The organism is Pleurocapsa sp. FMAR1, from assembly GCF_963665995.1.
GTDB lineage: Bacteria > Cyanobacteriota > Cyanobacteriia > Cyanobacteriales > Xenococcaceae > Waterburya.
On record NZ_OY762512.1, the window covers coordinates 2181121 to 2207610 of the forward strand.

Below are 26490 nucleotides of genomic sequence, written 5' to 3' on the forward strand. Positions count from 1 at the left end.
AGATTACTCCGCCCTAAACGGACGAACTGCTGTGACCGTTGGTCATTTTTTACACAGAAAGCTAGATTAAAGTTAATTATGAGCAGATTATCAAAGATTTAATGCTTTATTAAAGAACTCTAAAAATATTTATAGACGGATCGACTTTATTTCCTTTAATTCAACATTTGCGGATAATTACTGTTGACTTTTTTTAGCAATATCTAATTTAATTTTAGCTAGCATATAACACTTTACAGATATGCTAATCTACACTCCAAGTTAATTAGTTTTATACTGAAGCACCCTCAACTATGCAATTAGAACCCATTGCAATTATTGGTATTGGCTGCCGTTTTCCTGGCGCAAAAAATCCTCAAGCCTTTTGGCAAATGATGCGGGATGGAGTAGATGGGGTATCTGAAGTTCCTGAATCTAGATGGGATGTAGAGTCTTACTACGACCCAGATAAAAGTAAAGCAGGTAAAACGAATACTCGTTGGGGTGGTTTTCTTGAAGATGTTGACCAATTTGAGCCACAATTTTTTGGTATTGCCCCTAAAGAAGCAGTAACAATGGATCCGCAACAACGTCTATTGTTAGAAGTCGCTTGGGAAACTTTTGAAGATGCTGGTCAAATTCCCGAAGATCTTAAGGGCAGTAAAACGGGAGTGTTTATCGGCATCGGCACTCACGACTATTCGATTATGATGTGGCAACAGCCTGTGAGTGAACCTTACGCTACTACAGGCACAGGTAACTGTATTGCTGCCAATCGTATTTCCTATATTTTTGATTTAAAAGGACCTAGCTTGGCGGTAGACACTGCTTGCTCTTCTTCTTTGGTTTCTGTCCATTTAGCCTGTCAGAGTATTTGGACAGGTGAATCTGAACTAGCTTTAGCTGGTGGGGTTAATATGCTGCTGCTACCAACGATTATGGTGGGCTTTAGCAAAGGAGGCTTTATGTCCAGTGATGGACGCTGTAAGAGTTTTGATGCTAGTGCCGATGGTTATGTTAGGGGAGAAGGGGCAGGTTTGGTCTTGTTAAAACCTTTGTCTCAAGCTCAAGCAGATGGTGACGATATCTATGGGGTAATTCTTAGTAGCGCGGTAAACCAGGATGGCTTAAGTAACGGCATGGCTGCACCAAATCCTGTGGCGCAAGAGGCAGTTTTACGAGAGGCTTATCAGCGTGTAGGCATCGACCCTAGTTTAGTAGATTACATTGAAGCTCATGGTACAGGGACAAAAGTAGGAGATCCCATTGAAGCTAATGCTTTGGGGGCAGTTTTTGGCGAACATCGTCAACCAGGAAATAACTGTCTGATAGGTTCAGTCAAAACCAATATCGGACATACTGAAACCGCAGCAGGTATTGCAGGAATTATCAAAGTTGCGCTGGCACTTAAGCATAAACAGATCCCACCCAGCTTACATTTTAATACTCCAAATAGTGCGATCGCTTTTGAAAATTTGAAATTACAGGTAGTTACTCAGCTAACCCCCTGGGAAAAAAATAAGCCATTAATTGCAGGAGTGAATTCTTTTGGCTTTGGTGGCACAAATGCTCATATTGTTATGGGGGACTATGAGACAAGGGGACTGGGAAAGGCGATTGGGGGACAAGGCGACTGGGGGACAAGACGACAAGGAGACGAGGAAATAGAGTTATCTTCTTTGAATTTGCTGACTATTTCGGCTAAGAGTAAATCTGCATTACGGCAGTTGGCACAAAGTTATCAAGATTTTATTCAAGAGACAGAGGTATCTTTAGAGAATATTTGTACAGCAACTCAAACCCAAAGAAGCCATTTTAATCATCGTCTTACCTGCATTGCTAAATCAACTCAACAGTTAATCAAACAATTAACAGCTTTTACCTCTAATCGAGAAACAGCAGGATTGAAAGAAAGTACCGTTAGTAAGGAAGAACAAACATTCGCCCCTACTAAGAAAATCTGTTGGCTATTTACAGGACAAGGATCGCAATATGTAGGCATGGGTCAACAACTTTATGACACTCAGTCTATTTTTCGCGAGGCACTAAATAACTGTGCAGAAATCCTTAAACTTTATTTAGACAAACCTTTATTAGAGATCATTTACGAATCACAAACCTGTAAGGGCGTTTTGCCAAACGTCCCTACAAAAATTAACCGAACAATTTATACTCAACCCGCTATCTTTTCTGTAGAATATGCCTTGGCGCAATTATGGCTTTCTTGGGGTATCAAGCCTGATTATGTCGCAGGGCATAGTATCGGAGAATATGTTGCAGCCTGTGTCGCAGGGGTTTTTAGTTTGGAAGATGGTCTAAAGCTGGTTGCCACTAGAAGTAGATTGATGGAGGAATTACCTTCATCAGGAGGAATGCTAGCTGTCTTTAGTAATCAAGAAACAATAGCTGAATTGATAGCTACTTATGACGAGGTAAATATTGCTGCGATTAACAATAATCAAAATACCGTTATTGCTGGGAAAAACAAAACTCTAACTTTAATTGCAGATAAATTAGCTCAAATAAATATCAGCAGCACTCTTTTAAATGTCTCCCATGCCTTTCATTCTCCTTTAATGAAGCCGATGCTGGCTGACTTTAAGCTGGTAGCAGCAGAAATAACCTACTCTGCGCCAAAAATTCCCTTGGTTTCTAACGCAACTGCACAGTTGGCGGAGATAGAGATTACTAGCCCTGATTATTGGGTTAATCATATTATCCAACCAGTTAATTTTGCTGATAGTTTTCAGTTTCTACTACAGCAAGACGTTGATATCTTTTTAGAAATTGGGGCAAAACCAATTCTGGCTAGCCTCGGTAAAACAATCTCAACCACAGAAATAGATTCCGATCCTATCTTGCTTCCTAGTCTTTCTGACAAACAAGACGATTGGCAGGTGATTCTAAATAGTGTGGCACAGCTATATCACCAAGGAATAAAAATTGATTGGCGGGTATTTAATCAAAGCCATTATAATCGAGGAGTCAAACTGCCTACTTATCCTTTTCAACGTCAAAGATACTGGTGGAAGAAAGCAAAGTTTTGGATAGAAGAAAATTCAAATAATCAGCAGCAACCACATCCTTTATTAGGTAATTGCCTAACTTTGGCTGGCACTTCAGAGAGATACTTTAAGGGACAGATAAATGCTCATAACCCTAAATATTTACAAGATCACTGTTTAGAAAATAAAACAGTATTTCCTGCTACGGCTTATATGGAAATGGCATTAGCAGCAGGCAAGTATATATATTCAGATAGAAGCTTTCAGCTAGAGAAGTTTACTATTAAAAAGCCTTTGTTATTGACTAATAAACCAACGGAGTTACAAACAGTTGTTAGTAGCTCAGAAAATTGCTGTAATCTTAAGATATTTAGCAAGAATATTCAAGAAAAAGATTTTATTTTGCATAGTGAATCTATTATTAAACCTGCGCTCAAAAATACTTTATCTCGGATAAATATAGAAGAAGTTAAATCGCGATCGCAACCTATCTTAGACATATCAAACTACTATCAACAATTAAGCAATAAAGGTTTGAACTATGGCGTTAACTTTCAAGGTATAAAACAGTTGTGGAAAGGAAATGATCGGGCTTTTGCCTATATTGAAATACCAGATAATATAATCGATGATAACTATCAGCTTCATCCTGCTTTATTAGATTCCTGTCTACAAATTATTGGAGCAGCTACAGAGTCTCAGGGAATTTATTTACCAGTGAGTCTTGAATTATTCAAGGTATACCAAAGCTGTAGTAACAAAGTTTGGGTGCAGGTTAATATTAAGCCGACTGATAATAGTCAAATACTAAAAGCGGATTTATTTTTAGCAGATAATACTGGTGATTTAGTTGCCCAGATAACGGACTTGTCATTACAATATCTTAGTTTGCGATCGCTACAAAAACTAATAGATATACCTGTAGAAGAGCAAGTCAATATTGATGACTGGCTATATAAAATTGACTGGGAAGCTAAAGATTTAAATACCGAATATATTAGTAAAATAGATAATGGCGATCGCTGGTTGATTTTTGCCGATAAAACTGATTTATCTCTGGAATTAACCGATAAATTATCAGGTATTTTGTTAGCAAAAGATGCTCATTTTAAACGGATAAAAAATAATCAATATACAATTAATCCTAATCAGCCAGAAGATTTTAAGAAACTCTGGCAAGTTATTAAACGTAAAAAAATTACTAATTTAAAAATCGCCTACTTTAGTAAGGGCAGTTCGCAAATCCATACATATGACCGAGATTGCCAAGGCATTTTTCATTTGATGCAGTCCTTAGTAAAAGAAAAATTAAACCCCTCTCAACTAGCAATAATTACTGAAAAAACCCAGTTTCAATCAGGTGATAAATCACGCCCGCGTGAATATGCTGCTTACACCCTCGACAGTTCCTTCAACGCGACGGGGCTTATAAACTGCCGACGCAGGTTCGGCAGACAGCCCCTTGGAAACCCGCGCAACGGACTGTCTCGCAAAGCAGCATCGAGAAGCGTTCCCTTGCGCCTGTCGGCGACGCGGGGTCTTCTCTCATTTCCGCCCACCAATAGCTTATCAGGTTCGGTTTGGGGATTAGGTAGAACAATTAAACAGGAATATCCCAGCCTTAACTGTAATTTAATTGATTTTGATAATCTAAATCTAGAACAATTATTACCAGAATTATTATTATCAGATAGCGAGACTCAGGTTGCCTATTACAACCAGCAAAGATACGTTGCCAGACTTGCGCCTCAAGACAATACTTTAAATAATCCTTTTCGTCTGCAACTATCTGACTATGGTACTTTAGATAACCTTGCTCTTGCACCCTTGCAGCGTCGCCCTCCCCAACCAGGTGAAATTGAGATTCAAGTAACCGCTAGCGGGGTAAACTTTCGTGATGTCTTAAATGCCTTGGGGATGTTAAAAGAATACCTGCAAGCAATGGGATTTGCTAACTCTACCCAAGTACCTTTTGGTGGCGAATGTGCAGGGATTGTAACCGCTATCGGCGAAGGAGTTACAAATTTTCAGCTAGGAGATGAGGTAATTGCTGCCCAAGCGGTAGGCAGTTTGAGTAGTCATGTAACGGTTGATGCTAGATTTGCGATCGCCAAACCAGATCATTTAGACTATGCTGAGGCTGCTACTATACCCACAAACTTTTTAACCGCATATTACGGCTTGCATTATCTGGCAAAAATTAAGCCTGGAGACAAGATCCTGATTCATGCTGCTGCGGGTGGAGTAGGGCAAGCTGCGGTACAAATAGCGCAACAAATAGGTGCAGAAGTATACGCTACTGCTTCAGTGGCTAAATGGGATTTTCTTAAGGCATCAGGAGTTAAATATGTTATGAACTCCCGCACTCTCGATTTTGCTGAGGAAGTAATGCAGCTTACGGATGGCAAGGGAGTAGATTTAATACTCAATAGTCTTAATGGTGATTTTATTTCTAAGAATCTGGATATTCTCACATCAAAAGGTAGATTTGTAGAAATTGGCAAGGTGGGAATATGGGATAAAGCACAGGTAACAGAAAAACGTGCCGATATTAGTTATTTTCCTTTCGATCTACTAGAAGTTTCTGATCGAGATCCTGAATTAATTGCTACCTTGTTTGCAGAATTGAAACAGCAATTTGTTGAGCGAATATTACAGCCTTTACCCCACAAAATTTTTCCCATACAACAAGCCGATGATGCCTTTCGTTACATGGCGCAAGCTAAACATATCGGCAAGGTTGTCATATCCATGCCTGCTAGTAATCAAATAGTAAAACCAGACGGTAGCTATTTAATCACGGGGGGTTTTGGTGCATTGGGCTTACAGGTAGCAAACTGGTTAGCGCAAGAAGGGGCAAAGAATTTAATTCTTGTCGGCAGAAGCCAGCCTACAAAACAGGCTCAACAAGAAATAGATAAGCTAGAACAACAAGGCGTTACCGTAAATGTCATCCAAGCTGATATTACTGATTATGATGCAGTTGCAGATATTTTTAGTAACGAAAAACCAGAGATTAAAGGGATCATTCATGCAGCAGGAAGTCTCGACGACGGGCTATTAAAAACATTATCCTGGGAGCGTTTTCAAGCAGTTTTACAGCCAAAAATTACAGGTGCGTGGAATCTACATCTTGCTACCAAAGAACAGTCGCTAGATTGGTTTGTGTGCTTCTCTTCTATTGTTTCGGTGTTTGGTGCAGCAGGGCAAAGTAACTATGCAGCAGCCAACGCCTTTATGGACAATCTGATGAGCTATCGCCGTAACCTAGGCTTGCCAGGATTAAGCATCAACTGGAGTATTTGGGATGAAGTTGGCATGGCAACCGGCTTAACATCTAGACAACAAGAGAAGTTGAGCCAACAAGGATTAAATGCGATCGCACCACAGCAAGGACTAAAAGTATTAAAACAATTATTACAGCAACAGGCAACTCAAACAATTGTTTTCCCCGTAGATTGGGATACTTTTTTACGTCAACAGCCAAACAATCCTTTTTTTGAGAGATTACAACCGCAAACAGAAACTAAACCAGTCTTAACTTCTTCCTTCTTGCAGCAATTAGCCAGCGTACCAAAAGATAAACAACATCATATGTTACGGTTACACATCCAAGAGCAAATAGCTAAAGTATTGGGCTTTAGCGATCCTGAAGATATTGATACTCAAGAAAAATTTGCCGATCTTGGTATGGATTCGTTGATGGCGGTAGAGTTTAAAAATAGTTTACAAGCCAGTCTTGGTGATGCCGTATCTTTAACCGCAGCCTTCGATTATCCCAACGTCGAACTATTAACGAACTATATCGCCCAAAAATTGTCTGTTGGTAATATTTTGCAAAATGTAAATGTAGAGGCGAACGACCGTTCGCCCCTACGGGAAATACCAAACAAAACAGCGATATCACCAGTAAAACGAATCCAGATTGATATTAAGCCTGAATACAGTCAATTTAAATCAACTCCAGAATACATTAATCTCAAAAAAGATTTAGAACGAGTAGAAAAACTGGGTAATCCTTTCTTTAATCTTCATCAAGGTATTGCCCAAGACACGATCAAAACAGATGGACGTGAGTTAATTAATTACTCTAGCTACAACTATATCGGTATGTCTGGAGATCCTGTGGTGATTGAAGCTACTCAAAAAGCGATCGCCGAATACGGAACTTCTGTATCTGCCAGTCGGGTATTATCAGGTGAGCGTCCCTTACATTTAGAATTAGAGCGAGAAATAGCTGATTTTATTGGCACAGAAAATGCGATCGTTTATGTTGGTGGTCATGCAACCAACGTGAGTACCATTGGTCATTTGTTTAATGAGAAGGATCTAATTATCTGTGATGCCCTAAGTCACAATAGCATTAGGGAAGGCTGCAACCTATCAGGGGCGACAATTATTGATTTTCCTCACAACGATTGTCAGGCTTTAGAGGCAATTTTAGAACGAGAAAGAACTAAATATCAAAAAGTCTTAATTGCTGTTGAGGGTATTTATAGTACCGATGGCGATTTAGCACCCGTAGCCGAAATAGTAGAACTTAAGCACCACTATCAAACTTTTTTATTAGTAGATGAAGCTCATTCCATTGGCGTATTGGGCTTATCTGGCGGAGGAATCAGAGAACACTTTAACTTGCAACCTACTGACGTAGACTTATGGATGGGTACTCTGAGTAAATCCTTGGCTAGCTGCGGAGGCTATATTGCTGGTTGTCATGAATTAATTCAATATCTCAAATATACTGCTCCTGGCTTTGTTTTTAGCGTCGGGATGTCCCCCGCCAATACCGCAGCAGCTTTAGCAGCTATAAGATTACTTAAATCTGAACCAGAAAGAGCAATGAAGTTACAGAGTCGAGCTAAATTTTGTCTCGATCTGGCTAAAAGTAAAGGTTTTAATACTGGCTATAGTGCCGATTCGCCTATAATTCCTGTCATTGTCGGCGAACCTCATAAGGCAGTAAGTTTATCTCAGCTTTTAGGACAAAAAGGAATTAATGTTCAGCCGATGGTATATCCTTCTGTACCCTATAATGCTGCCCGATTACGCTTCTTTATTACCAGTCTGCATTCTGAAACACAAATTCTGGCGACGATGAATACTCTAGAAAAAGTAATGTATGCTAAATAATTTCTAAAGCAGCTACGAAGTGAACTATAAAGGCATTGCATATTTTTAATTAACGTGAATTCGACGAAACCAACCAAGATCTAGTTTAGGTTTAGTTCAAGGGGTGAAGGTTAGATTAATTAACTACCAGTCTATCGATCCTGCCTTTGACCTTATATTTCAAACTTAGAATTTTTGACGTTGATGAATCAAGGCATGATTTTGACTATAAAGCAATTCTATTTGTGTGGTGTTAACCTAGATTAGCGGACAATGCCTATGTCCTCAAAGGGGAATAATTGACAGTTATCAAATCTAATGGATATTCAGCAAGCAAGGCAATTAGCCCAGGATGAAACTACTACACCAGAGTTACTAATAGAACTAGCTAGAAGCGAAGATTATCAAACTCGCAAATATGTTGCTATCAATTCTAATACTCCTATAATAACATTAGAGAAATTAGGAGCAGAATTTCCAGAAGAAATTACAGACAATCCTATTTTAAATTTGCTTTTATTAGAAAAACCAGATAGTAAATTTGTCAGATTATCTTTGGCTCGTAGTTCCAAAACAGAACTCAAAACTTTAGAAAATTTGGCTGCATTAGAGGAAGAAGATATTTTGTGTGCAATAGCTTGCAATATCAGTACTCCAATTCATGTTTTGGAAAAGCTAGCTGATTGGAAACAAGCTTATACTGAAGATGGAGAAAGGTTTATAACTAAAGTTCCTGCTTATGTCGCTACAAATCCTAATATTCCTCCAGTAATATTAGACAAGTTAGCCAACCATAATGAAAGCTATGTAAGGCAAGTAGTTGCTGAAAATAAAAATACATTATCAACAACACTAGAAAAACTTGCCCAAAAAAATCCAAAACATGTCTTGTTAAAAGTTGGTCAAAATATTAACACACCCGTATCTGCTCTAGAAAGATTAGCAGGAGAAAAAGATCGAGAAATTAGAGATGTTGTCATTGCACATTCTCATGTTTCTGACATGGCAATTAAGATAATTGAATTTATGGAGGAAAAGTCAGGAACTTCTGAAGATATTTTAGAAAAACTGTCCACTGATTCTCGTCTTCATGTTCAACAAATGGTAGCAGAACATCCTTTATGCCCGCCTCAAGTTTTAAAACAGCTATCAGATCATAATGATTATATGATTATCTATAGCGTTTCTTCTCATCCTAATACTCAAAGTGACATATTAGAAAAACTGACTTTGAAATTAGTAAAATCTGATAAACAAAATAAAAGAATACTAAAAGCAGAACGAGGAAATGTTAATTATCGAATAATCTATCTAAATCTATTTAATCATCCTCACAATACTATTTTCGCCAAGCTACAAATAATTACTTTAGAACTTTATGAATCTATTGAAGAAATTGCTAAATCTAAAAGTACTCCCGATCAAGTTTTAAACGAGTTGGCTAAACAAGTTTTAAATAAAATAGATAAATATCTTAATTCCGATAGAGTAAATAAAAAATATGAAGATATAAGTAATCAGAAAGTTTTAACTTCAATACTTAATAATTGTAATACTTCTGCGGAAACTATTAGCAGTGTTTTTTACAAGATTGATTCCAATATTAAATACAACATTTTTGACTATTTCAAATTGATAGCAGAACATCCAAATACACCAAGTTGGGTTTTAGACAAAATGAGTGCAGACGAACGTTATAAACGTTCTCATTATCAAATAGCAAGACATCCAAACACAACCCTAATAGTACTGCGTGAATTGTGTAACCACAACAATCAAAGTATAAATACTTATCATGGATACTCATTAGTTAGAAATCCAAATACTCCCAGTGATATTCTACTCGATATCATTTCTAAATATGATTGGGGAGTACGAATAGATCTCGCAAAATTTAATAATAAAATACCCGATGATATTCTTAAAATTCTGATTGATGACAAACGATTGTATGTTCAATCAGCTTTAGCTACAAATAGCTGTTTGCCAATTTCCGTTATTGAACGTTTTGCTGAAAGTGAAATTGATATTATTCGAGAAGGAATATCAAAAAATACTAAAACCCCAGACTATATTTTGGATATCTTGGCAAATGAGCCAAATATAAATATTCGTCTTAATGTTGCCAAACATCAAAACACTTCAGAAAAAACTTTATTTAAATTAGCAAAATCTACAGACGAATCTACTAAAGCTGAATTGAGTAAAAGAGAACCTATAAATCTAAATATTATTAAAATACTTATTAAGGATATTGAAACTAATATTATTGCAGATCGAGATCATAGATTTACTATTATGAATCAAATTGCTAAATGCTCTGAAGTTCCAGATTATTTATTAGAAAAAGTTGCTTCATGTATTCTACTCGACTGTATATTTACTAGTAGTGGTCTTTTATTTCTAGTAGAAAAATCTCTCGTTTTTAATCAGAATACACCTCTTAGTGTTTTGTACGATATCTCCCAAAATAAACGTGATTATAGTGGATATGGAACTATACAAAGACTAGCATTAAGGAATATCAAAGCAAAGTAGCGTTGGTAAATGAGGATATTGTATTGATGTTGATGTGAGTAGATTTGCGACGCGAAGCCATATCCGAAAATTTATCCTTATGCGAAGCAGGACGCGAATTAGAGCCTAAAGCTTTGTTTACTCTTCCTCCTGCTGTTTTTAAACTTCGTCTAACTGATGTTTAATTACTAAAATATCTTGTAATATCAAGTGCGGATAATTACTTTAAATAAAGTGTTCCCTAAATCCCTAAATCCCTAAATTAAAACATTTAACTGTTCAACCGAACCTGATATAAGTAGTCTTGCAACTGCCTCTTGGTCACAAATAAATGACCTCTGCCAAAATCCTCTTTTCAATCCGAGGCTTTAAACCGTTTTTATGCACCAAATCTACCTTAACCCCCAAATTGTCGCTGAGATAGTTCTCTAAATTGACAAACTTTAATAAGCTAGGTATCTCAGAAAACTCTACCAACAGATCAATATCACTGGTTTCGGTTTGCTCTTGGCGAATGTAAGAGCCAAAAATTCCTAGCTCCCGAATCTTGTAATCTTCCTGCAATAAGGGCTTATGTTCCACAAGCCATTGCTTAATTTACTCCAGTGTTTTCATAAGTGAAATATTATCGAATGTATTACATCTATACAATATATGTTCCAGTATCGGGAGGTACATCTTGCCAACGACCATCTCCCACTGCCCGTACTGCTTCTTTGAGGCTGACATCTCCCGTATAAATAGCTTTGCCAACGATCGCACCTGTAACCCCTATAGATTCTAAACCTGATAGACTTAATAAGTCAGTTAAAGAGCTTACTCCACCAGAGGCAATTACAGGAATAGCAATTGATTCGGCTAATTCTCGCAAAGCGTCCATATTAGGGCCAGATAACGTCCCGTCGCGATGGATATCGGTGTAAATAATTGCTGCTACGCCCTGCCGTGCCATGCGATGAGCTAAATCTATGGCAGCTACTTCAGAAGTTTCCAGCCAACCTCTAGTGGCTACTTTACCGTTGCGGGCATCGATACCGACGACAATTTGCTCAGGAAATTCTTGACATAATTCTGTGACTAGCTCTGGTTTTTCTACGGCTATCGTCCCTAAAATTGCGCGCTGTACCCCTGTATCTAGCAATCTAGAAACTCCTGCGCGATCGCGTAAACCACCCCCAACCTGTACAGGAATAGATATGGCTTTGGCGATCGCTTCAATTACTTTTAAGTTAACTGACTTTCCTGCTTTTGCCCCGTCCAAGTCTACTACATGAAGTCTGGTTGCACCTTCTTTTTCCCACTGGCGCGCTACTTCTACAGGGTTATCGTTAAAGATTGAGGCTTGATTATAATCTCCTTGATAAAGTCTTACGCACTTACCGTCGAGCAGATCGATCGCAGGGATAACTTCCATAGTGATTTAGTTTGTTAGTTTGATTAAATACAATACTAAAGATTTTAAACGCGGGTATAAATTTTTTCTGCCCAAAGCTGTACGGACTCAGAAAATAAGGAATGATAGTTTTGCAATTCAATATTGTTCATGCCTAAACGACGTGCTTTGTCGAATAAAGTGATCAGCGATCGCGTTGCTTGTTTAGCTGCTTTAGAGGTTTGGGGGGTAACTTTTAACAAAGCTTCTAATTCTTTTTTTACGGGGATAATTGACTCATTGTTGACAGAGGTTGAAAAAGAACCAACAGTATCCTCTTCTTCTAATAGCTGACCTTCAGGGGGAATGTAGGTATGGGTGCGGGCATCATAAGCGAGGACATTACCAGTTTCGATGTTATAAATCCAAGCATAAATTTTGAGTCTGCCTTGATGTAGCCTAGATCTGACTATAGGATAGGTTTTGAGATTGTCAATTTGGATCAGAACGTTTTCTGCAACCAGCATTTCCAGCAATTCATCTCCCTCATAGTGAGGATAGGTTTCCAGCACCATCCGCCGAGTTGACTCTGCGTGTCTGAGCCAGTCATACACCAAGGGCATATCTTTTTGGAGTTTATTAAGCTTTAGCAGCCCCTTCATTGCCCCACAGTGGGAGTGTCCACAGATAACTACCTGTTCGATACCCAAAGCATGGATGGCATATTCGATTGTTCCTCCTTCTCCGCCATTGGCTGCACCATAAGGAGGAATAATATTGCCTGCATTACGAATAACAAATAATTCCCCAATATCAGTATCAGTGATTAAGTTGGGATCTACTCTAGAATCAGAACAAGCAATAAACAAAACTCTGGGTTTTTGACCATGAGAAAGCTGTTCTAAAAGCTCCTGATGACTACTGACATAGGTTTGTCTGAACTTATCTAGACCGCGAATTAACTTTTTCACTCTCTTCTAAACTTTAAAATACGACACAATAGTCTCTATTATCTGACAAATCTGGACTCTTTAAAAAACTTATAATTATTATCAACAATGCTGTTAGTGCTAATTCTGCAAAATTAAGTTATCAATGAATAGCTTTTTTATAATGATAATTTATGTTTTGCACTGCCGAACAAATTTATAAAATGCTTATTGACAATAAAATTACTGAAAGTGTTGGTAATATTGAATTTAATTTTTTGAATGTTTCAGTAAATATTCAAGAAAAAAGTGCGATTGGCGATCTTTTTCAAGAATGGTTTGCTAAATGGATGGAAATTCAAGGTATTAGATTTAGAACAACTAGCCATACCCAACAATTTCCTAATTTTTTATTGGACTCTGCATCAAACAATAAAAATTTATTGGAAGTTAAGACTTTTGATTACAATCGTTCTGCAAATTTTGATGTTGCAAATTTTGAAGCATATTGTCGTTCTATTAGAACTAAAGCATATTTTTTGGATGCCGATTACCTGATTTTTGCTTATCTTTTGGTAAACGGTCAGTTTAAAATAGAAAGACTTTGGCTAAAAAAAATTTGGCAAATTACTGGTAATTCAAACAAATATCCTGTCAAATGCCAGATCAAACAAGAAGTTATTTACAATATCAGACCTATTTCTTGGTATTCCAAAAAAGTCAAATTTCAACCATTTAATAATAGGCTAGAGTTTGTAGAAGCTTTACATCGAACTTTGATGCAATATTCTAAAACACAGATAGCAAGTAACGATTGGTTGGATGCGGTATGCCACAATTATTTATCTCATACAGGACAAAGATTGTAACTTTGATTTGGTGTTGTGATTAACTTTTGTATGATTATTCTTTCAATTATTTCTTCTATTACTGGTACAACAACAGTATTACCTAATAGATCGAAAGCTTTGGTTACAGGTAAATTAATTTGATAATCTTCTGGAAATCCAAATAATCTCAAACCTTCTCTAATAGTTAGCTTTCTAATTCCATTGCCATCTACAACAGCTAACTTATTCATATCTGTCGCTACTAGAGTTGGTGCAATTCTATTAGGATCGAGTATTTTACTAATTTCAAAGCTTAATTTACCAACAATAATATTATATCCTTTAGGCAAATCTTTACGATATTGACGCTTTCTTATAACTTTACCATTGCTACTAATTGTTTCTACTAAATCTTTAGGGTATTCAAACTTCAAATATCCTTTGTCAACTAAGTCATCTAACATTAATTTCGGGTCGTTTGATTGAAAGAGATTATTAGGATTATAAAAAGTTAATATTTCTTCTAAAGTTAAAGGCATCCCATCCATCCATTTAATACCTTTTTTTTCTGCCCAAATTTTTCTTCTTCTTTCTTTTAGCAATTGATTTAACAATTCTTTCTGAGGTTTACTAACTTGACCTTTTAACTCAAGATCCCAGCTATGTATATTGTCATTTCCTCCACGTTTATCCTTGATGGCTTTTCCATAAAGCTTTTCAATTGAGTAATGAGCTAAAAGTCGTTGAGTTAAATCGGTTTTTAAGATAGGCTTTTCTGTTTCAAAAATTGTTTTTAATAAAACTTGTTTTTGGCTGGTAAACTCTAAAGATATAGGATGATTTTTATTTCCTACTATGTAAATTCGTTTTCTATCTTGAGGAATACCAAAGTTTTTAGCATTTAAAACTTTCCAAGTTACATGATAGTCTAATTGCTTCAATTTACTTAAAATTGTTGCTAAAGTTTTACCTCGGTCGTGTTGAACTAAACCTTCTACATTTTCTAATAAAAAACCAAAGGGTTGCTTGGCTTCTAGTATCCTTTCTATTTCAAAAAACAAAGTTCCTCTTGTGTCTAAAAAACCTTGTCTTGTTCCTGCTGTGCTAAATGGTTGACAAGGAAATCCAGCTAATAAAATGTCAAATTCTGGGATTTCTGAAGTCGCTACTTGAGATATGTCACCATGAATCTTATTTTCTAAAAAATTCTCCTGATATGTCGCGATCGCATATTCTTTAATTTCCGAAGTAAATACACACTTTGCAGAAATTCTCATTTTTTGACAAGCATCTTCTAAACCTTGTCTCATTCCTCCAAGACCAGCAAATAGGTCAATAAAACGAACGCAATCAGTCATTATTTCTTAGAATTAATCAGGAATATTATGACGGGAAGAAATGCTCTCGGTTGGAGAACATATTCCACTCCCGTGTTGACAATGTTAATAGAAGTATTGTTAAAATATCAACTTATTTTCTTAATCTATTTTAGGTTTCAAGTTTAAAAAGGATCGCTTGCTCTTAATCTTACTCTGAAAGCGATCGCAATTATTTCCTGAATGTCTTATCTTAACTTTACATCAAGCCTTTAAAGAGTTAAAACGACTACTGTAACTAATAGCTATAAGCTTTAATTCACAAGCTCTAAGCTCATATCTAAATCAAATAAACTTAGCTTTAAATACAATGCCTGATGCCAAATAATTTCTTGCTTAATAATCTTACTCAGAAAATAGATAAGATCGTCGTTGGTCAATCGGATCTAGTCAGGCAATTATTAGTTGCGTTACTCAGTGGTGGTCACGTCATTATTGAAGGCGTACCAGGCACAGGCAAAACTTTACTAGTCAAGGTATTATCTAGACTTATTGCAGCAGATTTTCGACGTATCCAGCTAACTCCCGATATTCTCCCTTCTGATATCTTGGGGACAAACATTTTTGATCTTAACAGTCGCGATTTTATTCTTAAAAAAGGACCAGTTTTTACGGAAATACTTTTAGCTGACGAAGTTAACCGCACTCCTCCCAAAACCCAGGCTGCACTACTTGAAGCTATGGAAGAACAACAAATTACCCTAGATGGCGAAACCATGCTCTTACCTCCTTTATTTTGGGTAATAGCGACCCAAAACTCTCTAGAATTTGAGGGGACATATCCTTTACCAGAGGCGCAGTTAGATCGCTTTCTCTTTAAGCTTCAAGTAAACTATCCCGCCAAAGATGCAGAAAAACAGATGTTGCTTAATGCTCAAAAGGGATTTAAAGCCAAGAAATTAGATTTAGATCAAATTCAGGCGATCGCAACTGTAGCAGATATTCTTGAGCTTAGACAACAGGTACAAAATATTCAGGTAGAAGATAATATTTTTGACTACTTACTTAATTTAGTTGAACGTACCCGTCAGCATCCCGACTTGGCTATAGGTGCATCCCCGCGCTCAACCGTGGCTTGGTTAAATGCTTCCAAAGCCAATGCCTGTTTGTCTGGTAAAGATTATGTCACTCCTGATGATGTCAAAGAAGTTGCTGCACCTTTGTTGCGCCATCGCCTATTGCTCAAACCCGAAGCACAGTTAGATAGTGTGCAGATTGATGAGGTTATTGAATCTATCCTTAAGCAAATATCCGTACCCAGGTAATTATTACAGTGAAGGCACTTAAAACAGTTAATATCAATTTTCAAAAATAAAACTATTAAAATTAGAATAAAACAGGATAAATCTTAGCCATTACTACATTAAATATTGCAACAGGACATTCTTCAATATATGCAGCGTTTCTAGCTATATAATCTAGTGATCTAAATTGTTCGCTTAATATAACCCCTGTGACTTTCAGGTTAGAAGGGATTTCAACATAGAAAGGATTTGTACGTGTGGTATTACTTATCGGACAAATCACCGCAAATCCTGTTTTTTGGTTGTAAAGAGATTGACTAATAACTAAAGCAGGACGACGACCTCTTTGTTCGTGTCCTGCTTGTGGATCTAAATCTATCCAAATAAAATGTTTTTGTTTAGGAGTATAAATCCTTTCTACCACGCTTCAAGTCCTACAGCATGACCCCAATCAACTTCTTTTTCTTGTGTTTCAGGATAGTCATTTAATAGCTCCTCCAAAGTGAAACTAGGCTTTTTGTCCACTATTTCTAAAACTATTTTTCCTTTTTGGATAGTGAAGTTAACAGTATCATTTGCCTTAACGTCTAGCTCTTCTGCTATATCTTTGGGTAACCTTACAGCTAAAGAATTACCCCACTTACCAACTTGTCCAGTCACAATTTTAAATAGCTCCTGCTAGGATATCCTGAGTATATCCCATGAAATCATAAATAAGCAATTTATTTATTGAAGTACGGTTGCTACTCTTATCCCTAATTTATTCCAAAATCGTCGCAATTTCTTTCAGGTAAACCTGCTCTAATAATTCTCCTGATTCTAATTCATACTGTTCTAACAAACCTCGATGCTTGATACTTATTTGTCGGTCTTGTTTAATAATTACCGTCGAGTCAGGAAAAACATCTCGTGCCAGCATGGTTTCTACTTCGTCAGGATCGTCCAAAACTACCATATTACTACCGTAATAAAACATCCCTTCTCTATCCAACACTTTTCCATCGTATTCGGCAATTAACAAATCTAGTCGAGGATTGCGTAACAAATTGCGCACGTTGGTATTGTAGTTAGAGTTAAGCTGCTTTTCTGAACGATTAACAATGATTCCTTCGCGACACACTGCACCAATTGTCCAATCAGGATGAAAAGTCAAAATGCGATCGCTCAATTTCTGTAGCTGTCGTAGGGTAATGCGGTTAAAACTAATAATCGGAATCCGAGCATCTTTACCCGAATCAAAAAAGGTGGCTAGGATGCGGGAGGTAACGTCTACTGGTTCACCAACGGCAGGGTTGAGGTGCATATAAACCCCTGGTGCAGCATTAATTTCAATGATGCCAAAACTGCTTTGTTTCCACGATTGAGCAAGATCGGCTGTAATGATATCAATTCCCATACAGGTAAGGCGGAAATGTTGGGCAATATCCTGAGCCAAGATAATATTATCGGGATGTACTCTATTAGTGGCATCGATACTAAAGCCACCAGAAGAAAGATTTGCAACCTTGCGTAAATAGACGGTGCGATCGCTTTCTATCACGCTATCTAAATCTAGTCCCTGTTCTGCTAAATACAGGTGCATCGACTCATCCGTTTGAATTTTACCCATAGGGGAAGTAGGAGTGTCGCTGCGTTGAGGAGAACGGTTTTCTCGTTCAATTAGTTCTCTTACCGAAGATCGACCATTGCCAACTACTGAGGCTGGTTGACGTTCGATCGCTGCCACAAAACGACCATTAACACACAGTAAACGATAATCATGACCTGCAATGCTATTTTCGACGATAATTGCTGCTTTTTCCCCTTCAGGTACGGCATCTACCGCTCTTTGGTAGGCGGATTCTAGTTCGGTTTCTTCTTGGATATCGGCAGTTACACCAATGCCTTTATGTCCCGATACAGGCTTGACAGCTACGGGATAACCCAATTCTGCTGCTGCATCACAGGCTGCTGATAAAGAATAAACTATATCTCCTTTGGGTACAGGAAAACCCAACTCAGCCAAAAATCTTTTGCAGTCGTCTTTTTGGGTGGAAAAGTCCGAATCTAAATGACTATCGGTATCAAAAGTTGTAGCGACTCCTCTAATCTGTTTTTTGCCATAACCATACTGCATCAATCTTTCATCCCAGAGATAAAAACTGGGAATTTCCTTGGCATTTGCCGATCGCAGTAAAGCATATACGGTTGGTCCACCATATACCGAATTACGAAAAACTTGCTGTAAATAATCTATTTGGGAGGCAATGGCAAAATCTTCGCCTCTAGCGATCGCCTCAAACCAATCCCAGACCGTATAAATTACTTCTCTAGTAGTCCGCAGATGTAGTGATTCTATAGCAATTTTGGCTGATTCAGATTGCTGCTGCACACTCCAACCCTGAAGATGCAAATCCATGTCCAGCTTATTTACCATCGAAGCGGTGTTGGCAAATAACTCTGCATGGGAAGCATATTCTATTTCTGTTAATCGAGGATAGCGATCGCCCAATACAGCTAGATAGTCTGAAATAGGTAAAGGGCGATCGTATCCCGTTAAAGCCAATTCAAATACTAACGAGGCTCTATTTAAATAAGGATTTGGTCCTAAATATTCTTGAACGTTGAATAAATCAAAAACATCGCTATCTCTAGCATTAACGCGAACTGGTTGTTCTATTTGGTCAATTAACATCAAACTTCTTTCACAGCAACACCAAACACGATAGTAAAAAATTGGTTTTTTAGCGTCTATCTAGAGATTTATCTTGTTGATTACCTATAGCCGACTATTGTGTTATTTTTTACTTTTTAATGTAGACTAATTAACTTGCGATTTGTACTAAAAAGCCTAGGGATCGAGTCTTATTCGCTAATTGCTGCTGGTTATTTATACTGTAGGATATAAAATATATCTTTGGAAGTAGTATAAGTATCAAGTAAATATGTTTTATTAAAGATAATTGATAGTAGATAAGTACTTAATACAGCTATGGTGGCAATAGAATCGAAAAGCAGCAATAAAAAGAATATGAACGCTGTAAAGACTCAAACTGGACAGCTAATAATCATTGGTGGCGGGGAAGACAAAGAAGGCGAATGTAAAATCTTAAGAGAATTTATCCGTCGTGCAGGAGGCAGAGACTCTCGGATTGCGGTGATGACTGTAGCAACATCTTTACCTGGGGAAGTAGGTAGAGACTACCGAGATTTATTTGAAAAGTTGGGTGCAGACGTAGTAGATGTTGTTGATACCGAACGCAGAGAAGATGCTAGCTATTCGCGAAATTTAGAAATTATTGAAAGTGCTACTGGAGTGTTCTTTACAGGCGGAGATCAGGCTCGGATCACAGAAATACTCAAAGACAGCGAGATTGACAAATTGCTTCATCAAAAGTTTGATCGCGGTTTGATTATTGCAGGTACAAGTGCAGGCGCAGCGATGATGCCTGATATTATGATCGTCGAAGGCGAAGGCGAAACTAATCCCCGTCTCGATAGTGTTATTTTAGAGCCAGGTATGGGCTTTTTACCCCAAGTAGCGATCGATCAGCATTTTTCCCAAAGAGGCAGACTGGGTAGATTGGTTTCTGCTTTAATTCAACAGCCAGCAGTGTTGGGTTTTGGTATTGACGAAGACACGGCGATCGCCGTCAATGGAGATGAAATCGAAGTTATAGGCGAAGGCGCAGTAACTATAGTTGATGTTGCTAACGTTAGTCACACCAACCTCAAAGAATCTCTAAATGATGAAGCTTTAGCAATTTGTGGTGCCAAGCTGCATATTTTGCCTAATGGTTATCGCTTTAGTCTTAAGCAAAGAGATTGTCTTTGTTAATAGGCAATAGTTAGAGTAGTCTAGGGCAGTTAGACGAGAGACCCCGCGCCGACGCGGGGTCTCGACCCAACGGACTGGCCCCAGAATGCACGAGGGAGACAGTAAAAATGTTCAAAAACTTAAGGCTGGGTTAGATTGGTCTGAGGGCATTTCCAAGCGCGATCATGGTGCAGTTTCAGATACAATTTATCGAGCGATAAGCCTACGGCATGGCTTCGCTACGCATTTTGCTAACTGGTTGCTCTTTATCTTTTGTTCTTCATCCCTCATCCCTTAAATCATGATTCCATCAAGACGATGTTATGTACTGCTATCAATAGGTGGTGCAAGTGCTGCGCTACTAGATGTCTTAATCAATCGTCAAGTGAGTTTAAACTTTCTGGGGATTTATGATTTTGCTTTACTAGTGGCAACCATTGCCGATGCGTCTGGGATTAAGTCTAATGCAGTTGAGGTAGTACGGCAGAAAATAGATCGCCTCTCAGTCGGCAGAGATAACCCGATCGAGTTACAGATCCAAGCTAGTAAAAATAAAGCTACTGTTCTGATTCGTGATGCTTTTCCTCAAAAGTTTACGGTTGATAAAGATACTCTAAAAATCAACATACCTGCTAATAGCATTAGTGAGCAAACTTATATTATTCATCCTGATAGTCGCGGAGAATATGAGTGGGGAGATATTCATATTCGTCAGTTAGGAAAGCTTAGTTTAGCTTGGCGAGATTGGAAAGTACCAGCTAAACAAAAAGTAACTATCTATCCTGACCTGATCGGTTTAAAGCAGCTTTCAATTCGCTTGACTATCGAAAATAGTGGCACAATGCGTCAGGCGAGAAGACTGGGAAACGGTACAGAATTTGCAGAGTTGAGGGAATATAGTTCAGGGGAAGATATTCGCCTGATTGATTGGAAAGCTACTGCCCGTCGCGATCGCCCCGTAGTTAGAGTTTTAGAACCAGAACAAGAACAAACTATATTTATACTCCTAGATCGGGGGCGTTTGATGACTGCCAGGGTAGAGGGTTTAAAACGATTTGACTGGGGTTTAAATGCTACTTTGTCTATGGCTTTGGCAGGGTTAAGCCGTGGAGATAAAGTTGGCGTGGCAGCATTCGATCGCGATATCGCCACCTGGATCCCCCCAGAAAGGGGAAATCATCATCTCTCTAAACTAGTTGATCGCCTGACACCAATTCAACCTGTATTGTTAGAACCAGATTACCTTGGTGCAGTAACTAAAGTCATTACCCAACAAACTCGTCGTGCTTTGGTGGTTGTGATCACAGATATAGTTGATGAGACAGCATCGAGTGAGTTACTCAGTGCCATGATGCGTTTAACTCCCCGCTATCTGCCTTTCTGTGTAACTCTCCGAGATCCTGTCATCGATCGGCTTGCTCACTCCCACACAGATAATACTAAGGATACTTATGCCCGTGCAGTGGCTTTAGATTTATTAGCACAGCGTCAACTAGCCTTTACCAAATTAAGACAGCGAGGCGTATTAGTTTTAGATGCACCATGCGATCGCATTAGCGAAGAATTAGTTGATCGCTATTTGCAGTTAAAAGCTCGCAATTTATTATGATTTGGATAAAATTGAATCACTCATAACAATCTAAACTTTAAATATTATTCAATTTATGACTATAACTCTAAATCCTACAGTAGAAGAAATTAGAAAAATAATCTTTCAATTACCAATACAAGATCAAATATTTCTTAAGGAACAACTGGAAGAAAAATTAGAAACCTTACAAATGATGCAGTTAGCAGAAACTGGTTTTACTGAGTGGAATGATCCAGAGGAAGATATTTATAATGAATAACCCTTAACCTGATGAAATCTAGTTAGTTAAATTTCCCTTCAGCGATTTTACTTCGGTAAAAGTAAGACTTGCATTGATTTTGGCAGTTCATCGAGAAGAAGTTATAATTTTAGGTGTTTTTTCTAAAATTCCTGCTGACGGTTTACGGGATAGTTGGGTATTAGTTGAAGATAGTAATCCGAACTTCTCACAAATAGGATTAAAGAAAACATCTCTAATTCGAGCCGATAAAATAGCAACTGTAAGTAAATCAGTATTCAAACAAAAGCTAGGTTCTTTGTCTGATGAATTACTAGCTCAGGTCAGGAAAGCAGTTCAAGTTTCCCTAAGATTGAATAATTAAAATTTGAAAAATGCGATCGCATTGAAAAAATCAAACAAATATGGTTGCTAGTTCCTCTTTACTGTTGAGCAATATATTTTGCGATCGCTAGTAGAAGAAAGATAAAATTTCTCCTATGAAATAAATACCAAACAAGACTAAAAGTGAAGGCCTAAAGCTAAAAGCATCAATACTTTCAACTCTAAATCTTCACTTTAAACTACAGTGTTAGTAACTGCGTCAGGTTTTCCTTCCATGTCTGCTAATAACAGTTACTTAAAAGCTAATGGCTGATAGCTAAGAGCTAATAGCTGCGAACAGTAATATTTTGAGCAAGGAAGCCCCTAAAGGGTTCAACAGTTTGCTCGCCCTCGACAACCAAGGGGTACCCCCCGCAGGTACCTCAACGGGGGGAACCCCCGCAACGGTTTTGTCTCGCAACGGGGGAAACCCCCGCAACGCAACTGTTTCACCGCGTCGCCGTCAGAGGTCAGACCCCCTAAAGGGTTCGACAGTTTGCTTATGCCGGGGAACCCGTCCACCGCAACTGTCTCACCGCGTCGTCCGAAGGCGCAAGGGAATGCTGACCTAGCAAGGGCAACAGATGCGGCTAAAGCCTTTCTTGCTATTGTAGCCATTACTTAAAATCAGCAACGCCTGAATTACTTAGCTGCTTGACGTTCTTTTGCCTCGGTAATAACTTCTTCAGCAACATTCTTAGGACATGGTGAGTAATAATTGAATTCCATGGAGAATTGTCCACGTCCAGAAGTCATGGTACGCAAATCACCAATGTAGCCAAACATTTCACTCAAAGGTACGTCCGCTTTAATGCGAACACCCATAGGAGTAGAATTTTGCGACTTAATTATGCCTCGACGACGGTTAAGATCGCCAATCACGTCTCCCATGTGGTCATCAGGAGTAAATACGTCCACGTTCATAATAGGCTCAAGAATTTGCGGTCCCGCTTTGGGTAAAGTTTGACGATAACCAGATTTGGCTGCAATTTCAAAAGCGATCGCGCTAGAGTCTACAGGGTGGAATGAACCATCGTTTAGGGTGATTTTTAAATCTACACAGGGAAATCCAGCCAAAACACCTTTTTCTATACTGCTAGCAAAGCCTTTTTCTACTGCTGGCCAAAATTCTCTGGGGACGTTACCACCAGTAACTTTAGATTCAAACTCAAAGCCCGAACCAGTTTCACCAGGCTCGATAGTATAGTCAATCTTACCAAACTGACCAGAACCACCAGACTGTTTCTTGTGAGTATAGCTATCTTGAACGATTTTAGTGATAGATTCTCGGTAAGCAACTTGAGGCTTACCAACTTCAACCTCTACACCGTGAGTACGCTTAAGAATATCTACCTTAATGTCTAGGTGAAGTTCACCCATCCCTTTAATAATCACCTCACCACTTTCCTGGTCAGTTTCCACATAGAAAGAAGGGTCTTCTTGAACCATTTTACCCAATGCCATTCCTAGCTTTTCAGAAGCACCTTTGTTTTTGGGAGTTACGGCGATGGAGATTACGGGGTCAGGGAAGACCATCGGTTCTAAAGTTGCAGGATCTTTGGGATCGCAAAGGGTGTGTCCAGTTTGAATGTTTTTCAAGCCGACAATGGCAATAATGTCCCCTGCTTGAGCAGTATCAATTTCTTCGCGAGAGTTCGCGTGCATCTCTACCATCCGTCCTACACGCTCAGTTTTACCTGTGGCTGTATTTAAAACAGATTCACCTTTATTTAATGTCCCAGAATAAATTCGAGTAAAGGTTAGCGCGCCATAACGATCATCCATAATTTTGAATGCCAAAGCTCGCAAAGGCTCTTGGGAATCGACAATAGCGTATTCACCTGTTTCATTACCTTCTAGGTCAACCTCTGGTTGAGGTTTAACTTCCATGGGGTTTGGTAGATAGTCCACCACCGCATCTAGGATTAACTGTACTCCTTTGTTTTTAAAGGAAGAACCACAGTAAGTAGGGAAGAAAGCTAGATCGCGAGTTCCCTTACGGATACAGGCTTTGAGTTCGTCAATAGAAACTTCTTCCCCTTCTAAATATTTCTCCATCAATTCGTCGTCTTGCTCAATGGCAATTTCGACTAGCTGTTCGCGATAGGTTTCCACATCGTCAACCATATCCGCAGGAACATCTTGGATTTCATAATTATCTGGATCTCCAGATTCATCCCAGACCCAAGCTTTGCGAGTTAGTAAATCCACCACTCCTTTAAAGTCACTTTCGATGCCGATAGGTAACACCATTACCAAAGGAGTAGCAGCCAGGACTTCTTTTACCTGCTTAACTACACTATAAAAGTCACCACCAGTACGATCTAATTTATTGACGTAAATGATTCTGGCTACTTTTGAATCGTTAGCATAACGCCAGTTAGTTTCAGACTGAGGTTCGACCCCACCCGAAGCACAGAACACACCAATCCCGCCATCTAAAACTTTGAGAGAACGATAAACCTCGATGGTGAAGTCAACGTGACCAGGAGTGTCAATTATGTTTAGCTGATGCTCTTTCCAAAAACAGCTTGTGGCGGCAGACTGAATAGTAATGCCACGTTCTTTTTCCTGATCCATGAAGTCAGTTGTTGCTTCTCCTTCATGCACCTCGCCGATTTTATGGGTTTTACCAGTAAGCTTAAGGATTCTTTCGGTAGTCGTTGTTTTGCCAGCATCTACATGAGCGAAGATGCCTATGTTCCGATATCGAGTAAGGTCTTTCATTTTTGTCTATATACTTGTTTATTACGAACCTCACATTTGCGGAGTCTACCCAAGGGGTAATCATCGTTTGGATGCTTTTGAATGAGGTAATTGTTTGTTGTAGATCTAACTACTTAAGGTTTTAATTTCAACCGTCTGAGATAAGGTTACGCAGCCAATCTAATTGCTGATGGCAACGATGCTTATTATAATGCCAATTGTTAACTAATGATAAGATATATCTCTACTGCGGTAGTGCCAGAAATTACTATAGCTGGCAGGTAATGACCGAACTTTACAGCAAGCATCTTAACTATTTTTTGTTTTAATAATTGGCATGAAGATAAAGTTTGCTTAGTTCATCAGCCATTGTCGAGATTACCCGATCGCGATCGCGCAAATCAGTGTAGTCAAATAGATTTTGCTTTGATATTTCAAAAATATTACCTATACCTAATCTGCTGTCTTTGAAGTGACTATTAGGTTTTGCAGGTTATTTAATGCTCAATGGCTGGATTTAGATATTCATTGTCCTTTGCTTCTGAGGAGAGAGGCTGTTTTTCAATACTTGATTATTATAACCTGTAGTTTTAGAATTTTGTCATAGGGCGATCGCTTTATCTGAAAATTAAAAGTGCGATCGCCACAAGTATTTCAGTTTTGTAAAACCCGATCGCATCTTCTCCTCGTTTATTTGATTCTTGGTATATTTATTCATTGCTGTTCAAACTCTGTTAATATTTGTTTAATTTCTTTGGTAGATATATCTTCTCGCTCTGATTTTGAATAGATAGTAATCAAAATTATATTGGTAGTTGTCTTAATATAGTAAATAACTCTATAGCCACCACTTTTACCTTATCTTGGTGCGCGTTCCTTTGCGCCTAGATGCGGACAAGTCCTTTCTGGCGACGCAGGGTCGCACCGCTTTCTGAATATCGCTATTTTTAACTCTTAATTTTAGTATTGTGTAATCGATTTGTGCTAGACGATCGCCTAGTAATTCTCCTGCTTCTAATTGTGTAATAATTGGCTGAATATCTTTACGAATACTACGATACTTTTTTGCTAATGTACGCAAATTACGTTTAAATTTGTCAGTAAATTCAACCTGAATAATTGGTGATTCATTCTGCATCAATTCCATCCCAAAGCTGAGATACAGGTAAGCTATTCCCTGTCATTACGTCATGCCAACCCTGGCGAAAACTCTCTTGCGGGGATTCTAATAATTCTTCGTCAATGTCTGCATCTGAAAGTAATACAATAACGCGGACGCGAGTAAATTTATCTACAGTTAAAGGTTCATCTAAAGAAAGTTGACCTTTATTATTAACTGTTCCCGTTACTTCAATCGCTTTCATAACTTTTAATATATAAATTGGTATTTATTATTGTAGATTATGTCCAATTTAAAGGCGATCGCTTGACC

16 protein-coding genes and 2 pseudogenes are annotated in these 26490 nt (G+C 38.3%); 8 read left to right on the forward strand and 10 right to left on the reverse strand.

Going from position 1 to position 26490, the window contains the following annotated elements; translation table 11 throughout:
• Nucleotides 1–293: 293 nt before the first annotated feature.
• Nucleotides 294–8117 carry an aminotransferase class I/II-fold pyridoxal phosphate-dependent enzyme gene (locus SLP02_RS10675; RefSeq protein WP_319420638.1) on the forward strand — a complete coding sequence of 2608 codons (7824 nt, stop codon included), beginning with the start codon at nt 294–296 and terminating at the stop codon, nt 8115–8117.
• Between the two features lie 297 nt (nt 8118–8414).
• Nucleotides 8415–10634, forward strand: coding sequence for a hypothetical protein (locus SLP02_RS10680; protein WP_319420639.1), 2220 nt, complete (start codon nt 8415–8417; stop codon nt 10632–10634).
• A 300-nt stretch (nt 10635–10934) separates the two neighbouring features.
• On the opposite strand, the gene SLP02_RS10685 is transcribed toward SLP02_RS10680, so the two are convergent.
• The 3 genes from SLP02_RS10685 to SLP02_RS10695 are packed head-to-tail and all read right to left on the reverse strand — an operon-like array spanning nt 10935 to nt 12956.
• The gene (locus SLP02_RS10685) at nt 10935–11210 is read right to left on the reverse strand and encodes a nucleotidyltransferase family protein (protein WP_413467364.1); all 276 of its coding nucleotides are present in this window, start codon (nt 11208–11210) and stop codon (nt 10935–10937) included.
• A gap of 46 nt (nt 11211–11256) precedes the next feature.
• Complete coding sequence (hisA, locus tag SLP02_RS10690; protein WP_319420641.1) at nt 11257–12027, reverse strand: 1-(5-phosphoribosyl)-5-[(5-phosphoribosylamino)methylideneamino]imidazole-4-carboxamide isomerase; 771 nt, start codon at nt 12025–12027, stop codon at nt 11257–11259.
• A gap of 44 nt (nt 12028–12071) precedes the next feature.
• Entirely contained in the window at nt 12072–12956 is an 885-nt protein-coding gene (locus SLP02_RS10695) for a carbonic anhydrase (RefSeq protein ID WP_319420642.1), read from the reverse strand.
• A gap of 182 nt (nt 12957–13138) precedes the next feature.
• Here SLP02_RS10695 and SLP02_RS10700 point away from each other — a divergent pair, with 182 nt between their 5' ends.
• Nucleotides 13139–13783 carry an NgoBV family restriction endonuclease gene (locus tag SLP02_RS10700; RefSeq protein WP_319420643.1) on the forward strand — a complete coding sequence of 215 codons (645 nt, stop codon included), beginning with the start codon at nt 13139–13141 and terminating at the stop codon, nt 13781–13783.
• Here SLP02_RS10700 and dcm read toward each other — a convergent pair.
• Nucleotides 13762–15102, reverse strand: a complete 1341-nt coding sequence (dcm, locus tag SLP02_RS10705) for a DNA (cytosine-5-)-methyltransferase (RefSeq protein WP_319420644.1) — start codon at nt 15100–15102, stop codon at nt 13762–13764. The genes SLP02_RS10700 and dcm overlap by 22 nt on opposite strands.
• Before the next feature lie 335 nt (nt 15103–15437).
• Between dcm and SLP02_RS10710 the strand changes: the two genes are divergently transcribed.
• A complete protein-coding gene (locus tag SLP02_RS10710; protein ID WP_319420645.1) occupies nt 15438–16385 on the forward strand; it encodes an AAA family ATPase in 948 nt (315 codons plus the stop codon).
• 61 nt (nt 16386–16446) lie between these two features.
• Here the strand turns inward: SLP02_RS10710 and SLP02_RS10715 are convergent, their stop codons facing one another.
• The 3 genes from SLP02_RS10715 to SLP02_RS10725 form a co-directional block, all read right to left on the reverse strand.
• Entirely contained in the window at nt 16447–16788 is a 342-nt protein-coding gene (locus SLP02_RS10715) for a type II toxin-antitoxin system PemK/MazF family toxin (protein WP_319420646.1), read from the reverse strand.
• Nucleotides 16782–17024 carry an AbrB/MazE/SpoVT family DNA-binding domain-containing protein gene (locus SLP02_RS10720; RefSeq protein ID WP_319420647.1) on the reverse strand — a complete coding sequence of 81 codons (243 nt, stop codon included), beginning with the start codon at nt 17022–17024 and terminating at the stop codon, nt 16782–16784. The genes SLP02_RS10715 and SLP02_RS10720 overlap by 7 nt, the downstream gene beginning before the upstream one ends.
• 100 nt (nt 17025–17124) lie before the next feature.
• On the reverse strand, nt 17125–19038 hold the full coding sequence (locus SLP02_RS10725) for an acetate--CoA ligase family protein (protein ID WP_319420648.1): 1914 nt from the start codon (nt 19036–19038) through the stop codon (nt 17125–17127).
• 336 nt (nt 19039–19374) lie between these two features.
• Between SLP02_RS10725 and SLP02_RS10730 the strand changes: the two genes are divergently transcribed.
• From SLP02_RS10730 to SLP02_RS10745, 4 genes and pseudogenes are all read left to right on the forward strand, one after another.
• Nucleotides 19375–20181, forward strand: coding sequence for a cyanophycinase (locus SLP02_RS10730; protein WP_319420649.1), 807 nt, complete (start codon nt 19375–19377; stop codon nt 20179–20181).
• A gap of 280 nt (nt 20182–20461) precedes the next feature.
• Nucleotides 20462–21769 (forward strand): DUF58 domain-containing protein, encoded by a 1308-nt coding sequence (locus tag SLP02_RS10735; protein ID WP_319420650.1) that lies wholly within the window; start codon nt 20462–20464, stop codon nt 21767–21769.
• A gap of 55 nt (nt 21770–21824) precedes the next feature.
• Nucleotides 21825–22010, forward strand: coding sequence for a hypothetical protein (locus tag SLP02_RS10740; protein WP_319420651.1), 186 nt, complete (start codon nt 21825–21827; stop codon nt 22008–22010).
• Between the two features lie 70 nt (nt 22011–22080).
• Nucleotides 22081–22353 (forward strand): annotated as a pseudogene (locus SLP02_RS10745) (type II toxin-antitoxin system PemK/MazF family toxin); the annotation flags it as partial.
• 641 nt (nt 22354–22994) lie between these two features.
• On the opposite strand, the gene fusA reads toward SLP02_RS10745, so the two are convergent.
• From fusA to SLP02_RS10765, 3 genes and pseudogenes are all read right to left on the reverse strand, one after another.
• Nucleotides 22995–25079: an elongation factor G gene (fusA, locus tag SLP02_RS10750; protein WP_319420652.1), complete on the reverse strand. Its 2085-nt coding sequence runs from the start codon at nt 25077–25079 to the stop codon at nt 22995–22997.
• 693 nt (nt 25080–25772) lie between these two features.
• A pseudogene (locus tag SLP02_RS10760) lies at nt 25773–26196 on the reverse strand (type II toxin-antitoxin system RelE/ParE family toxin).
• Nucleotides 26186–26422 (reverse strand): type II toxin-antitoxin system RelN family antitoxin, encoded by a 237-nt coding sequence (locus tag SLP02_RS10765; protein WP_319420654.1) that lies wholly within the window; start codon nt 26420–26422, stop codon nt 26186–26188. The pseudogene SLP02_RS10760 and the gene SLP02_RS10765 overlap by 11 nt, the downstream one beginning before the upstream one ends.
• Nucleotides 26423–26490: the final 68 nt, after the last annotated feature.